This window comes from Variovorax sp. GW821-FHT10B04 (genome assembly GCF_059415645.1).
In genome coordinates, this window is record NZ_JBWKNQ010000013.1 from 42682 (window position 1) to 56602 (window position 13921).

General features: G+C 65.7%; 13 protein-coding genes. 5 read left to right on the forward strand and 8 right to left on the reverse strand.

Annotated features, from left to right (window positions below; all coding sequences use genetic code 11):
- Positions 1-5: 5 nt before the first annotated feature.
- The 7 genes from secG to AC07PZ_RS25935 all read right to left on the reverse strand — a co-directional run bounded on the left by secG (position 6) and on the right by AC07PZ_RS25935 (position 7631).
- Complete coding sequence (secG, locus tag AC07PZ_RS25905) at positions 6-419, reverse strand: preprotein translocase subunit SecG (RefSeq protein WP_495298036.1); 414 nt, start codon at positions 417-419, stop codon at positions 6-8.
- Between the two features lie 36 nt (positions 420-455).
- On the reverse strand, positions 456-1202 hold the full coding sequence (gene tpiA / locus AC07PZ_RS25910) for a triose-phosphate isomerase (RefSeq protein WP_495298170.1): 747 nt from the start codon (positions 1200-1202) through the stop codon (positions 456-458).
- A 17-nt stretch (positions 1203-1219) separates the two neighbouring features.
- Positions 1220-2218, reverse strand: coding sequence for an NAD(P)H-quinone oxidoreductase (locus AC07PZ_RS25915; RefSeq protein WP_495298171.1), 999 nt, complete (start codon positions 2216-2218; stop codon positions 1220-1222).
- 88 nt (positions 2219-2306) lie between these two features.
- Positions 2307-4583 (reverse strand): polyribonucleotide nucleotidyltransferase, encoded by a 2277-nt coding sequence (gene pnp, locus AC07PZ_RS25920; RefSeq protein WP_495298037.1) that lies wholly within the window; start codon positions 4581-4583, stop codon positions 2307-2309.
- Between the two features lie 216 nt (positions 4584-4799).
- Entirely contained in the window at positions 4800-5066 is a 267-nt protein-coding gene (gene rpsO, locus AC07PZ_RS25925; RefSeq protein WP_007837783.1) for a 30S ribosomal protein S15, read from the reverse strand.
- 85 nt (positions 5067-5151) lie between these two features.
- Entirely contained in the window at positions 5152-6354 is a 1203-nt protein-coding gene (locus tag AC07PZ_RS25930; protein WP_495298172.1) for a pyridoxal phosphate-dependent aminotransferase, read from the reverse strand.
- A complete protein-coding gene (locus AC07PZ_RS25935) occupies positions 6351-7631 on the reverse strand; it encodes a branched-chain amino acid ABC transporter substrate-binding protein (RefSeq protein WP_495298038.1) in 1281 nt (426 codons plus the stop codon). The genes AC07PZ_RS25930 and AC07PZ_RS25935 overlap by 4 nt, the downstream gene beginning before the upstream one ends.
- 123 nt (positions 7632-7754) lie before the next feature.
- On the opposite strand from AC07PZ_RS25935, the gene AC07PZ_RS25940 reads away from it, so the two are divergent.
- Both AC07PZ_RS25940 and AC07PZ_RS25945 read left to right on the forward strand, forming a co-directional pair.
- The gene (locus tag AC07PZ_RS25940) at positions 7755-8129 is read left to right on the forward strand and encodes an Hsp20/alpha crystallin family protein (RefSeq protein ID WP_495298039.1); all 375 of its coding nucleotides are present in this window, start codon (positions 7755-7757) and stop codon (positions 8127-8129) included.
- 205 nt (positions 8130-8334) lie between these two features.
- Positions 8335-8952, forward strand: a complete 618-nt coding sequence (locus AC07PZ_RS25945; RefSeq protein WP_495298040.1) for a phospholipase D-like domain-containing protein — start codon at positions 8335-8337, stop codon at positions 8950-8952.
- Positions 8953-8981: 29 nt separating this feature from the next.
- On the opposite strand, the gene tsaD is transcribed toward AC07PZ_RS25945, so the two are convergent.
- Positions 8982-10025: a tRNA (adenosine(37)-N6)-threonylcarbamoyltransferase complex transferase subunit TsaD gene (gene tsaD / locus AC07PZ_RS25950; protein WP_495298041.1), complete on the reverse strand. Its 1044-nt coding sequence runs from the start codon at positions 10023-10025 to the stop codon at positions 8982-8984.
- A gap of 85 nt (positions 10026-10110) precedes the next feature.
- On the opposite strand from tsaD, the gene AC07PZ_RS25955 reads away from it, so the two are divergent.
- From AC07PZ_RS25955 to ntrB, 3 genes are all read left to right on the forward strand, one after another.
- Entirely contained in the window at positions 10111-11385 is a 1275-nt protein-coding gene (locus AC07PZ_RS25955) for a nitrate- and nitrite sensing domain-containing protein (protein WP_495298042.1), read from the forward strand.
- Positions 11386-11726: 341 nt separating this feature from the next.
- Positions 11727-12971 (forward strand): CmpA/NrtA family ABC transporter substrate-binding protein, encoded by a 1245-nt coding sequence (locus tag AC07PZ_RS25960; protein ID WP_495298043.1) that lies wholly within the window; start codon positions 11727-11729, stop codon positions 12969-12971.
- A gap of 13 nt (positions 12972-12984) precedes the next feature.
- Positions 12985-13917: a nitrate ABC transporter permease gene (ntrB, locus tag AC07PZ_RS25965; RefSeq protein WP_495298044.1), complete on the forward strand. Its 933-nt coding sequence runs from the start codon at positions 12985-12987 to the stop codon at positions 13915-13917.
- Positions 13918-13921: the final 4 nt, after the last annotated feature.

Here is a 13921-nt window from a genome sequence, read left to right on the forward strand (position 1 = left end):
CTAGTTTATTTCGAGGGAATCTGTGCCGCACCCGACGCCGGTACAGCTGGCGCGGAAGCACTGCCTGGCGCACTCGGCGCAGGCGCAGACGTCGAAGGAATCTGGTTCGCCGAATTGGGTGCAGCAGGTGCCGGTACGCCGACCGCGGCGCGCTCCAGCAGGCTGCCGCCACCCGTAGGACGCGCATGGCTGAAATAAGCCAGGAGCAGCGTGCAAACAAAGAACACCGCAGCCAGCACCGCCGTGGTGCGCGACAGGAAGTTCGCACTGCCGCTGGCACCGAACAGGCTGCCGGCACTGCCGCTGCCGAAGGCGGCGCCCATGTCGGCGCCCTTGCCGTGCTGGACCAGGATCAACCCGATCATCGCGAGCGCGGCGAGCATCTGCACGCCCACCAGAATATTAAGAACGACGTTCATCTCTTTGTAACTCCTTGAGGGGAAGACCGCGCACGCTCAACGCGCGGCGGCAATGATTTGCAGGAAGTCCGGCGCCTTGAGGGATGCGCCACCGATGAGACCTCCATCGATATCGGGCTGCGACAACAGCTCGGCGGCGTTGGACGCGTTCATGCTGCCGCCGTAAAGGATCTTGATCCCGGCCGCATGCTGGCTGGCCGCATGATGCAATTGCGCACGCAGCACCGCATGGACGGCTTGCGCCTGCTCGGGCGTTGCCGTCTTGCCGGTTCCGATTGCCCAGACCGGTTCGTAGGCGACCACGATTTCGCTGATGCAATGTCCGTTCACATGGATGACGGCAGCCAGCTGGCGCTTGACGACCTCCTCCGTGCGTCCGGTATCGCGCTCGGCCAGCGTCTCTCCGACGCAGACGATCGGCGTGATGCCCTTGGACAGCGCCGCCGCCGCCTTGGCCGCCACTGCGTCATCGGTTTCACCGTGGTACTGACGACGCTCCGAATGACCGACGATCGCGTAACGCACGCCGAAATCCTGCAGCATCGCCGCCGACTGCTCACCGGTGAACGCGCCTTGCGGATGCGCGGACACGTCCTGCGCACCCAGTGCAAACGATGAGCCCGCGAGCAATCCCTGGACTTGCGCCAGATACGGCGCGGGCACGCATACCGCCACATCGCAAGCCGGCTGTGCGCCCTGCAGCAGCGCCTTCAGCAAGGCCTCATTGGCAGACAGGCTGCCGTTCATCTTCCAGTTGCCGGCAATCAGTTTTCGATTCGTCATCTCTCTTGTCGCTTCCATTACCAAGTCAGCACGATCTTGCCGATGTGCTGGTTGGACTCCATCAGACTGTGCGCCTGCGCCGCGCCACTCGGCTCGCCGACGGCTGCAAAGACGCTGTGGATCACCGGCTTGATCGCACCTGCCTCGAGCAACGGCCACACCTTCTCGCGCAGCGCCGACGCGATTGCGCCCTTGAACGCCACCGGCCGTGGACGCAGCGTCGAACCCGTGATGGTCAGGCGCTTGCGCAACACGAGCCCTGCATTGATCTCGCTCTTCACGCCACCCTGCACCGCGATGATCACCAGGCGGCCATCCTCGGCCAGGCACGCGAGTTCGCGGCCGACATAGGAACCGGCCACCATGTCGAGCACCACATCCACGCCCTTGCCACCCGTGATCGCCTGCACCTGCTCCACAAAATCTGCGGTGCGGTAGTTGATCGCGTGGTCGGCGCCCAGCGCCTTGCAGGCATCGCACTTTTCGTCGCTGCCCGCCGTCACGATCACCGTGGCGCCCATCGCCTTGCCGAGCTGGATCGCGGTCACGCCGATGCCACTGGACCCACCCTGGATCAGCAGCGTCTCGCCCTTTTGCAGCCGACCGCGCTCGAAGACGTTGCTCCAGACCGTGAAGAAGGTCTCCGGCAGCGAAGCCGCATCGACATCGCGCCAACCGCGCGGCACCGGCAGACATTGCACGACCGGCGCCACGCAGAACTCGGCGTAGCCACCACCGGCGATCAACGCGCAAACGCGATCGCCAATCGCGAACCCTGCCTGCGCCAGTGCGGCGGCATCGCCAGCAACGATCTCACCGGCCACTTCGAGGCCTGGCAGATCGGACGCACCCGGCGGCACCGGGTAGTTCCCGGTGCGCTGCAGCACATCAGGTCGATTCACACCACTCGCCGCGACACGGATCAGGAGCTCGCCAGCGCCGGCGGTCGGCACTGCGCGCTCCGCCACCTGCAGAACCTCCGGTGCACCGAACGATGTGATCTCAATGGCTTTCATGGTCTTCCTGACGACGATGCCCGCCCGAACGGGCAGGCGTGGCTGGGAGAACGTACGGGATGGCGTTGCCGCCATCACCGTCCGGGGCTCAGGACTGGTGTTCGCCGCGGCCCGATTCCTGGGGCGATTGCGGCTCGACCGGGCGCTGCTCGGACGACTCACCGCCGTTGTTGCCACCGTTGTCGAAGCGCGGTGCGCGTTCGCGCTGCGGACGCTCGCGGCGATCGCCACGGTCTTCGCGCGGTGCACGCTCCTGGAACTCCATGCCGGCCGGGCGCTCGGCCAGAGCCTTCATCGACAGCTTGACGCGGCCCTTTTCGTCGGTTTCGAGAACCTTGACTTTCACGATCTGGCCTTCGGTCAGATAGTCGGTCACCTTCTCGACGCGCTCGTGGGCGATCTGGCTGATGTGCAGCAGACCGTCCTTGCCAGGCAGCAGGTTGATCAGCGCGCCGAAGTCCAGGATCTTGGTGACCGGGCCTTCGTACACCTTGCCGATTTCGACTTCCGCCGTGATCTGCTCGATGCGCTTCTTGGCCAGCTCGGCCTTTTCCGGGTCGGTCGACGCGATGGTGATCGTGCCGTCTTCGTCGATGTTGATCGTCGTGCCGGTTTCTTCCTGCAGGCCACGGATGACCGCGCCGCCCTTGCCGATCACGTCGCGGATTTTTTCCGGATTGATCTTCAGCGTGGTCAGACGCGGAGCGAAGCTCGAGACTTCAGCCTTGGCTTCGCCCATGGCTTCCTGCATCTTGCCGAGAATGTGCATGCGGGCTTCCTTGGCTTGCGCCAGTGCGACCTGCATGATTTCCTTGGTGATGCCCTGGATCTTGATGTCCATCTGCAGTGCGGTGATGCCGTTGGTCGTGCCGGCCACCTTGAAGTCCATGTCGCCCAGGTGATCTTCGTCGCCCAGGATGTCGGTCAGCACCGCGAAGCGGTTGCCTTCCTTGATCAGGCCCATGGCGATACCCGCCACGTGCGCCTTCATCGGCACGCCGGCGTCCATCATCGACAGGCAGCCGCCGCAGACCGAAGCCATCGACGAGGAGCCGTTCGACTCGGTGATTTCCGAGACCACGCGCACGGTGTACGGGAAGTCTTCCTTGTTCGGCAGCACCGCAACGAGTGCGCGCTTTGCCAGGCGGCCGTGGCCGATCTCGCGGCGCTTGGTGGAGCCCATGCGACCGACTTCACCGGTGGCGAACGGAGGCATGTTGTAGTGGAACAGGAAGCGGTCTTCGTACTCGCCGGACAGGGCGTCGATGCGCTGCGCATCGCGCTCGGTACCGAGCGTGGTCACGACCAGTGCCTGCGTTTCACCGCGGGTGAACAGGGCCGAACCGTGGGTGCGCGGCAGCACGGAATTGCGGATTTCGATCGGGCGCACGGTGCGCGTGTCGCGGCCGTCGATGCGCGGCTCGCCTTCGAGGATCTGGCTGCGGACGATCTTCGATTCGATCGCGAACAGCAGGTCGTTGACCTTGCCGGCGTCGAAAGGCTCGCCGCTTTCCTTCAGCGCGGCCATCACGCCGGCATTGGCTTCGCGCAGGGCTTGGGTGCGGGCCTGCTTGCTGCGGATCTGGTAGACCGCGCGCAGCTTTTCTTCGGCCAGGCCGTTGACCTTGGCGACGAAGGCTTCATCTTCGGCCGGCGCCGTCCAGTCCCACACCGGCTTGCCGGCGTCGCGCACGAGTTCATGGATCGCATTGATGGCGATGTTGGCCTGCTCATGGCCAAACACGACACCACCCAGCATGATTTCTTCCGACAGCTGCAGTGCTTCGGATTCGACCATCAGCACGGCGGCTTCGGTGCCGGCCACGACCAGGTCCATCTGCGAATCCTTGCGCGCGGTCTGGCCCGGGTTCAGCACGTACTGGCCGTTGACGTAGCCCACGCGGGCGGCACCGATCGGGCCGCTGAACGGGATGCCGGAGACCGACAGCGCAGCGGACACACCGACCATGGCGGCGATGTCGGCATCGACTTCGGGGTTGAGCGACAGCGTGTGGATGACCACGTGCACTTCGTTCAGGAAACCCTCGGGGAACAGCGGACGGATCGGACGGTCGATCAGGCGGCTGGTCAGCGTCTCGAATTCGCTGGGCTTGGCTTCACGCTTGAAGAAGCTGCCGGGGATCTTGCCGGCGGCATAGGTCTTCTCGATGTAGTCGACGGTCAGCGGGAAGAAGTCCTGGCCCGGCTTGGCCGATTTCGAAGCAACGACGGTCGCCAGCACGACGGTACCGTCGATGTCGACCTTGACGGCACCGCTCGCCTGGCGGGCGATTTCACCGGTTTCCATGACGACGGTCTTGTCGCCCCATTGGAAGGACTTGGTGACTTTGTTGAAGAGGCTCATGTTTTAGCTCCTGATGTGAGAGCAGGCCAAGCCGACACGGCAAGACCTGCGGGTGGGGAGCGCTTCCCAGAACACGATGCCATTCCAGCGAAGCCCGGATCGGACTTCATTGGAATGACACAGCTTCGCTCTGTTTTGGCACTCCGAAACTGAATCGCGAAGTAAAAAACGCCTGAGCTAGCGGACTAACCCAGGCGTTTTTTCATGCGATCCGATTTACTTGCGCAGACCCAGCTTGGCGATCAGCGCGGTGTAGCGGTCGGCGTCCTTGGACTTGAGATAGTCGAGGAGCTTGCGGCGACGGCTCACCATGCGGAGCAGACCGCGACGGCCATGGTGATCCTTGGCGTGGGTCTTGAAGTGGGGGGTGAGTTCGTTGATGCGAGCGGTCAGCAGTGCAACTTGCACTTCGGGACTGCCCGTGTCGTTGGCGGCGCGGGCGTTGTCCTTGACGACTTCGGCCTTGATGGAGGCTGCGATCATGATGAATTTCCTTTGTTCCGGGATGTTTGACTTGCGGTGTGCGCTGGAACTGCACCCACCGTGCGCCTTTCGGCAGAACTCAGGATTATAGCGTGCGGCCCACTTGCTGCCCAGCCAGCCAGGTTTTCAGCCGCTGCACACCCTCGACGAGGCGCTGGGGCTCCTTCGAAGCAAAACACCAGCGCAGCCAGCCCTGCGCTTCCGGGGCAAAGGCTTCACCCGGCGCGAGGCCGATGCCGGCTTCGATGACGAGGCGCTTGGCTGTCTCCAGCGAGTTGCCATGGCCCTCGAGCTGGAAGAACGCATACATGCCGCCCTTGGCCGGCACCACGCGCACCCCCGGCACCTCGGCCAGGAACGGTACCAGCACGTCGCGGCAGGACTTGAGGTGAGCGACGACACGCGGCGTGATTTCATTGACGTTCGCCAGCGCCGCGACGCCGGCACGCTGCGTGAAGACGCTGGCGCACGAGGTGTTGAACTCGATCAGCTTGCCCATCCCGTCCATCAGCGTGGCCGGCATCACCAGCCAGCCCAGGCGCCAGCCGGTCATCAGGAAGCTCTTGGAGAAGCTGTGCGCCACCACCAACCGATCTTCCGGTGCAGCCACGTCGAGAAAGCTCGGCGCGCAGGCATTCGGCGTGGGCTCGAAGTACAAACGCTCGTACACCTCGTCCGCCAGGATCCAGGTCCCGGTCGAACGGCAATGCGCCAGGATCTCTTGCTGCTCGTCACGGGTCAGCGTCCAACCTGTGGGGTTGTTCGGTGCGTTCACGATGAGCAACCTGGTCCGCGACGTGACCGCGTTCTTCAGCGCTTCGAGGTCCAGCGTCCATTCGCCGTCGCGCGGCTTGAGCGGCACGCAGCGCACCGTGGCACCCATGATGGCCGGCTGCGCCACCAGGTTGGGCCAGACCGGCGTGACGGCCACGACTTCGTCACCCGCATCGACCAGCGCCTGCACCGCGAGCATCAGCGCACTGACCCCGCCCGAGGTGATCGCGATGCGCGACGCGTCCACCGCCGGATGCAGCGTGCTGGTGTAGCGAGCCACGGCCTCGCGCAGTTCGGGCAGCCCCAGGTTGTGGGCGTAGAAGGTCTCGCCGCGCTGCAGCGACTCGATCGCCGCGTTGCGGATCACTTCGGGTGTGACTTCGTCGCTCTCGCCGAACCAGAAGGCGAGCACGTCGTCACGGCCCAGGCCGGCATTGGCGACTTCACGGATCTTGGAAGCTTCGAGCTGATGGATGGCTTGGCGCATGGCTTGTCTTTCTTGCTGGCTTTTCAGGGGCGTTGCATCTTGCAGGTGGTCGGCATTTCGGCGCGCTCCGCCGCGACCGTCTTGATCACGCGAAAGCCGTAACCCGAACCTTCGACGTCGAACTTGACGCCCGGCGCGCCCTGCCGATCCATCATGCCGACGACCAATTGCTGCTGGAACTGGTGATCGGCGGCACGCATGCGGCCACGCTGGCCGGCCAGCGTGACGTCCGCCTGCTCCAGTGCGCGCGCCACGGCGATGGCGTCGGTGCTGCCCGCGCGTGCCACCGCCTGCGCCAGCGACTCGACCAGGAGCTGCATCCGCATGTGCACATAGTCGTCAGCCGGCTTGGGGAAGCGCGTGCGGAAGTCCTTGTAGAACGCTTCCGACTGCGGCGTCTGCACGTTCGGCAGCCAGTCGGCCACGGCGATCACCCGGCCGATGCCGGCGTCGCCGATCGCGGCCGGCGCACCCAGCGCGTTGCCGTAGAACGTATAGAAGGTGCCGTTGAAGCCGGCTTCGCGCGCCGCCTTCACGAGCAGCGTGAGGTCGTTGCCCCAGTTGCCGGTGACCACGGCCTGCGCGCCACTCGCGAGGATCTTGCTCGCATAGGGCGCGAAATCCTTGACCCGGCCCATCGGGTGGAGTTCGTCGCCGACGACCTGCACGTCGGGCCGCAGCGCAGCCAGCTGCCGCTTCGACTCGCGCAACACCGCCTGGCCGAAGCTGTAGTCCTGGCCGATCAGGTAGATGCGCTTGAGCTGGGCGTCGTCCTTGACCACATCCATCAACGCGGTGACGCGCATGTCGGCATGAGCATCGAAGCGGAAGTGCCAGAAGCTGCAGCGCTCGTTGGTCAGCACCGGGTCGACTGCGGAATAGTTCAGGAACAGCACGCGCCGAGCAGGGTCGCGTTCGTTGTTCTTGTCGATGGCGTCGATCAGCGCGGCGGCGGTCGCCGACGAGTTGCCCTGCAGCACGATGCGGGCGCCGTCGTCCATCGCAGCGCGCAGCGCCGAGAGCGCCTCCTCGTTCTGGCCCTTGCTGTCGTAGCGGTCGAGCTGAAGCATGCGGGCACCGCCCGGCAACGCAATGCCGCCGCGCGCATTCACGCGCTCGACGGCCCAGAGGATGTTGCGGAACACGGCCTCGCCGGTGTTGGCGAAAGGGCCGCTCATGCTCTCGATCAGCGCCAGCCGGATCGGGCCGGTGGGCTGCGAGAACACGGGTCCGGCCACCATGGCCGCTAGCGCCGAAGCGCCGAATTTCAAGGCTTGGCGGCGGCAAATAAAGCTCTGGGTCATTCTCTTGAAACGCGTGCCACGGGGCCTAGATGGGGAGGCAAGCGGCACTCATGTTGAAAGGCCGCGCAGTGTAAGGGACACACCTTTCTTGTCCCCATTGTGTTCATTTCAGGAGTTTTCACCATGTTCTTCGCACCCGCAGTCCGTACCGCCCGTTTCGCGCCCCGCGCCTATGACCGCAGCTTCGAACGCTTCGTCAACGACGCCCTCGCTGGCGGCAACCGCCGCCCCGTCGGCGTCGAACAGGACGACAAGACCTGGACCCTGACGCTGGACGTGCCCGGCCTGTCGCGCGACGACCTGTCGATCGGCATCGAAGGCGCCGTCGTCCGCATCGAAAGCAAGGCCGAAGCCAAGCGCCAGCTGAAGGCCGCCTACGAGCTGCCGCAGGACATCGACGTCGCCACCAGCGAAGCAAAGCTTGAAAACGGCGTGCTCACGCTCAAGCTCGGCAAGCTGGCACCGGTCAGCAACGTCCAGCAACTCGCGATCAACTGAGCTCCCGCACCGAAGGGCGCCACGACGAAGTGGCGGCTCCTTTATGCGGCGAGGCCGGCAACTTCGGTTGCCGGCCTTTTTCGTTCATGAAGCCCACCGACCCGGCGCATGCGGCGCCGTGCCGGGACATGAAAACCTCCTGTGTTCAAGCCCCCGACAATCGGCCCGCGCCGATCAGAGCGCATCGAACATCAGGAGGAACCACATGACGCGCCTTGTCCGGCGGGCTCAGGCCTGCATCGCTCTCGCGGCGATCACCGTATTCATCGCGCCTGCACCCGCGCAGGCCGCCGACGGCATCGTCGTGCCGCTGCCGCCCGCCGCGGCACGCGCCAGCGCCGAAGTCTTCTTCTCGCCCGACGGCCGCACCGACCAGGCCATTGCAGCCGCCATCGGCGCGGCGCGCCAGCGCGTCTGGGTCGCGGGCTACTACTTCACTTCGTCCGTGATCGCCAAGGCGCTGCGGGCGGCGCACGCGCGCGACGTCGACGTGCGGGTCGTGCTCGACCGTTCGCAGGCCACGCTGAAATACTCGAGCGCGACCTTCCTGCACAACCAGGCGGTGCCGCTCTGGATCAATTCGCGCTATCCGGTGATGCACCACAAGTTCGTCGTGATCGACGCCGACACCATCGGCTTCGGATCGATGAACTTCACGCGCGCCGGCGCACAGCAGAACGCCGAAAACTTCAACCTGTTCCGGCGCTGGCCACAGCTCGCGGGGCTCTACGCCAAGGAGTTCAAGCGGCTCGAGGACGAATCGGAACCCTATCGGCCAGGCATGTCGTTCGAGAAGGCTTCGGCCGGTGAAAAGGCCGAGTGACGGTCGGCGCCGCCGCCCGGCTGCCGGAATCAGGCCGCGGCCTGCTCCAGCGTGTCCAGCGGCCAGCGCGGCTTGACGTCGAAGGCATAGACCTCGGCCGGCTGCTGCATGCCGGCCTGCAGGCGCATCGCCGCGGCCATGGCGATCATCGCGCCGTTGTCGGTGCACAGGTGGAGCTCCGGGTAGTGCACGCGCACGCCACGCCGCGCGCAGGCTGCATTCAGCTGCTCGCGCAAGGCGCGGTTGGCGCCGACACCGCCCGCCACCACCAGCCGGTCCAGGCCGGTCTGGTCGAGTGCCGCGAGACTCTTCTTCAGAAGAACCTCGACGATCGCCGCCTGCGTGGAGGCGGCGAGATCGGGCTTGCGGGCTTCCAGCTCGTCACCGAGCTTGCGGGCCTGGGTCAGCACCGCGGTCTTCAGCCCGGCGAAGGAGAAGTCGAGGTTGCCGCTGTGCAGCAGCGGACGCGGCAGCTTGAACGCCGCGGGGTCGCCCTGCTCCGCCAGCTTGGCGAGCCACGGGCCACCGGGGTACGGCAGGCCCATGAGCTTGGCCGACTTGTCGAAGGCTTCGCCGGCGGCGTCGTCGATGGTCTCGCCGAGGATCTGGTAGCGGCCGACGCCGTCGACCTGCATCAACTGGGTGTGTCCACCGGAGACGAGCAGCGCGACGAACGGGAACTCCGGCGCGTCCGCACTCAGAAAGGGCGACAGCAGATGGCCTTCGAGGTGATGCACGCCGAGCACCGGCTTGCCCAATGCCGCGCCCAGTGCGCAGGCCACGCCCGCGCCCACCAGCAGCGCACCCGCCAGCCCCGGACCCCGCGTGTAGGCGACCACGTCGACTTCGGCCAGCGTGCGGCCGGCCTCGTCGAACACCGCCTGCGCGAGCGGCAGCACGCGCCGGATATGGTCGCGGCTGGCGAGTTCGGGCACCACGCCGCCGTAGGCCTGGTGCATGGCGATCTGGCTGTGCAGCGCGTGCGCGGCCAGCCGCGGCAGGCCGCTGGCGCCAGCCTCGACCAGCGCCACGCCGGTTTCATCGCAGGATGATTCGATTCCCAATACGAGCATCGGCCGAGTGTAGGATGCGCCCGCCCTCGGGGCATGGATGTTGCTGCATGTCCCTGAACGCCGTCCGCCTCCTGGACCCCACACGATGAAATCCGGACTGAGCTTTTTGATTGCGGCCCTGCGCTGCGAGATCGACGAACTGGACCAGCTCGCCCGCACGAGCGAATTGGTCAGCGCCATCGGACGGCTGGTGCACGCCCTTCAGCGCGAACGCGGCCTGTCGAACGTGTTGCTGGCCTCGGCGGGCCGCCGCTTCGCCACCGAGCGCGGCGAACAGATTGCCGACGGCGGGCAGTTCGAGGACATCGTGCGGGCGGGTTTCGAGCAGTTGGAAGCCGACGCGCACCGCATCGGCAACGGCGCGCGGCTGTTCAGCCGGATCGCCTGGGTGCTGCCGGGGCTCGACGCCCTGCCCCACCTGCGTGGACGGATCGATCAGCTCGGCATGCTGCCGGCCGACGCCACCAGCGCCTTCGTGAAACTGATCGCCGGCCTGCTCGCCGTCGTGTTCGAAGCGGCCGATGGCGCCACCGATCCGGAGATCTCGCGCCTGCTGGTCGCGATGTTCAACTTCATGCAGGGCAAGGAATTCGCCGGCCAGGAGCGTGCCTGCGGTGCCGCGGCCTTCACGTCGGGCCTGAACGACAGCGCCCGCCAGCAGCAATGGCTGCACCTGATCGAATCGCAGGAGCGCTGCTTCCACGTCTTCGTCGAGTTCTCCGGTCCGGAACTGGCCCTGCAATGGCAGGCCCACCTGCCGCCCACGCAGACCGCCGAGCTCGAACGGCTGCGCCGCATCGCCTGCGCCGCGCCGGCGGGCGTGCCGTTGAATCCGGAACTCAGCCCCACCTGGTTCGACTGCAGCTCGCGCCGGATCGACGGCATGCAGGTCATCGAGGAGCGCCTGGCGACCGATCTGCGCACGCTGTGCGAGTCGAAGATCAAGCAGGCCCGCAGCGACCTCGCCGCGCACGAGGCGCTGCTCGCGCAGCTTGCCGCCGAAGGCCGCAGCACGGCCACCGCCTTCTTCGATTCGCCCGCGGCGGATGCCGTGCCGCCCCTCAATACCAAGGCGCCCTACGGCCGGCAACTGGAGCGCTCGATCCTCGATATGGTGCAAGAGCAGTCGCAACGGCTGCAGGCGATGAACGACGAACTCGACACCGTGCGCGCGACCTTGAACGAGCGCAAGCTGGTCGAGCGCGCCAAGGGCCTGCTGATGGCGCATCGGCAGCTGAGCGAAGAAGAGGCGCACAAGATGCTTCGCCAGACCGCGATGAACCAGAACCGGCGTGTCGTCGACGTGGCCGAATCGGTGCTGTCGATGGCCGAATACCTGCCGCGGGGCACGTCGAGCTGAACCGCCGATCCTGAATTGGTGCGACGCACAACAAGCGTGCCCTGCATTCAAGACGCTGGAAAACCCCGGGATCTTCTTGCCAGTCAACGCTTCGTTGCTATGAAAATTGAAGCACCCGCCGCCTCGACAGGCTTGGCACGCCGTTTGCATCACTTCCTGCACAGACCGACGTAGGTCTTCAGGCGGGCAACTTCCAACGACGGGAGCTGCCTACCGACCGGACAAAGGCGTCCGCACCCCGCATGGGCTCGTTTTCGAACGGCCTCTGCGCGATGCGGACGCCTTTTTTGTTTTTCGCCGCGCCTTTCTCTCTCGTTGTCTTTCTTCTGGAGTTCGCCCCCATGACCGATCTGCTGAAAACCAAGCTCAGTCGCCGCCGCGTGCTGCAGGCCGCCGCCGTCGGTGCCGCCGGCATCGATCCGGCCCTGCGCGCCCTGGCCTATGCCCAAGGCTCCGACAAGCCTGAAAAGGAGGAGGTCAAGATCGGCTTCATTCCACTGACCGACTGCGCCAGCGTCGTGATGGCCTCCGTGCTCGGCATCGACAAGAAGTACGGCGTCAAGATCGTCCCGAGCAAGGAAGCGAGCTGGGCCGGCGTGCGCGACAAGCTGGTCAACGGCGAGCTCGACATGGCCCACGTGCTGTACGGCCTGGTCTATGGCGTGCACGTGGGGGCCGGTGGTGCCAAGAAGGACATGGCCGTGCTGATGACGCTCAACAACAACGGCCAGGCGATCACGCTGTCGAAGAAGCTGGCCGACAAGGGCGCGGTCGATGCCGGGTCGCTCGCCAAGCTGATCCAGAAGGAAAAGGGCGAATACACCTTCGCCCAGACCTTCCCGACCGGCACCCATGCGATGTGGCTCTATTACTGGCTCGCGTCGGCCGGCGTCGACCCGTTCAAGGACGTGAAGAACATCACCGTGCCGCCGCCGCAGATGGTCGCCAACATGCGCATCGGCAACATGGACGGCTACTGCGTGGGCGAACCCTGGGGCCAGCGCGCCATCATGGACGGCATCGGGGTCACGGCCATCACGACGCAGGACATCTGGAAGGACCATCCGGAAAAGGTGCTGGGCACGACCGCCGACTTCGTCAAGAAGTACCCGAACACCGCGCGCGCCGTGACGGCGGCGGTGCTGGAGGCCGGCAAGTGGATCGACGCCGGCCTGCAGAACAAGAACAAGATGGCCGACACCATCGCCGACAAGAGCTACGTCAACACCAGCGTCGACGCGATCAACCAGCGCATCCTGGGCCGGTACACCAACGGCATGGGCAAGACCTGGGACGACCCGAACTACATGAAGTTCTACAACGACGGCGCGGTGAACTTTCCCTACCTGTCCGACGGCATGTGGTTCCTCACGCAGCACAAGCGCTGGGGCCTGCTGAAGGAACATCCCGACTACCTGAAGGTCGCGACCGAGATCAACCGCATCGACATCTACAAGCAGGCCGCCGCCGCCACGCAGACGCCGGTGCCGAAAGACCCGATGCGCACCAGCAGGCTGTTCGACGGCACGGTCTGGGACGGCAAGGATCCGAAGAAGTACGCCGAGTCGTTCAAGCTGCATGCCTGAGAAGGAGCCCGCCATGGTCAGCGCCGTTTTTCACCACCCGATCGAGGCTTCGACCTCGCTGCCGGCCACGTCCAAGGTCGCGGCCGTTGCGGCCGTCACCGCAGCCGCCCAGCCGCCGGCAACCCTGCCCCCGGTGCCTGCACCCAGGACGCGCCGCGCGCTCGATCTGCGCGGCTTCTGGATGCGCGTTCTGCCGCCGCTCGCGGGCTTCGGCCTGCTGCTGTTGGTCTGGGAACTCATCTCGGTCAACAGCACGACCGGCTTCCCCTCGCCGATCGAGACCGGCAAGCAGGCGCTCGACGTGTTCAGCGATCCGTTCTACAGCAAGGGACCGAACGACCAGGGCGTCGGCTGGAACGTGCTCTCGTCGCTCAAGCGCGTGGCCATGGGCTTCGGGCTGGCCGCGCTGGTCGGCATTCCGGCGGGCTTCGCGATCGGGCGATTCGAGTTCCTGTCGCGCATGTTCAACCCGCTGATCAGCCTGCTGCGCCCGGTGTCGCCGCTGGCCTGGCTGCCGATCGGCCTGCTGGTCTTCAAGGGCGCCAACCCGGCCGCCATCTGGACCATCTTCATCTGTTCGATCTGGCCGATGGTGATCAACACGGCGGTCGGCGTGCAGCGCGTACCGAGCGACTACATGAACGTCGCGCGCGTGCTGAACCTGAGCGAATGGAAGATCCTCACCAAGATCCTGTTCCCCGCCGTGCTGCCGTACATGCTGACCGGCGTGCGGCTGGCGGTCGGCACCGCGTGGCTGGTGATCGTCGCGGCCGAGATGCTGACCGGCGGCGTCGGCATCGGCTTCTGGGTGTGGGACGAGTGGAACAACCTCAACGTCAAGAACATCATCATCGCGATCTTCGTGATCGGCGGCGTCGGGCTGATCCTCGAATTCGCGCTGATCAGGATCGCCACCGCCTTCACGTTCGAAGAAGTCAAGAGCTGATCAC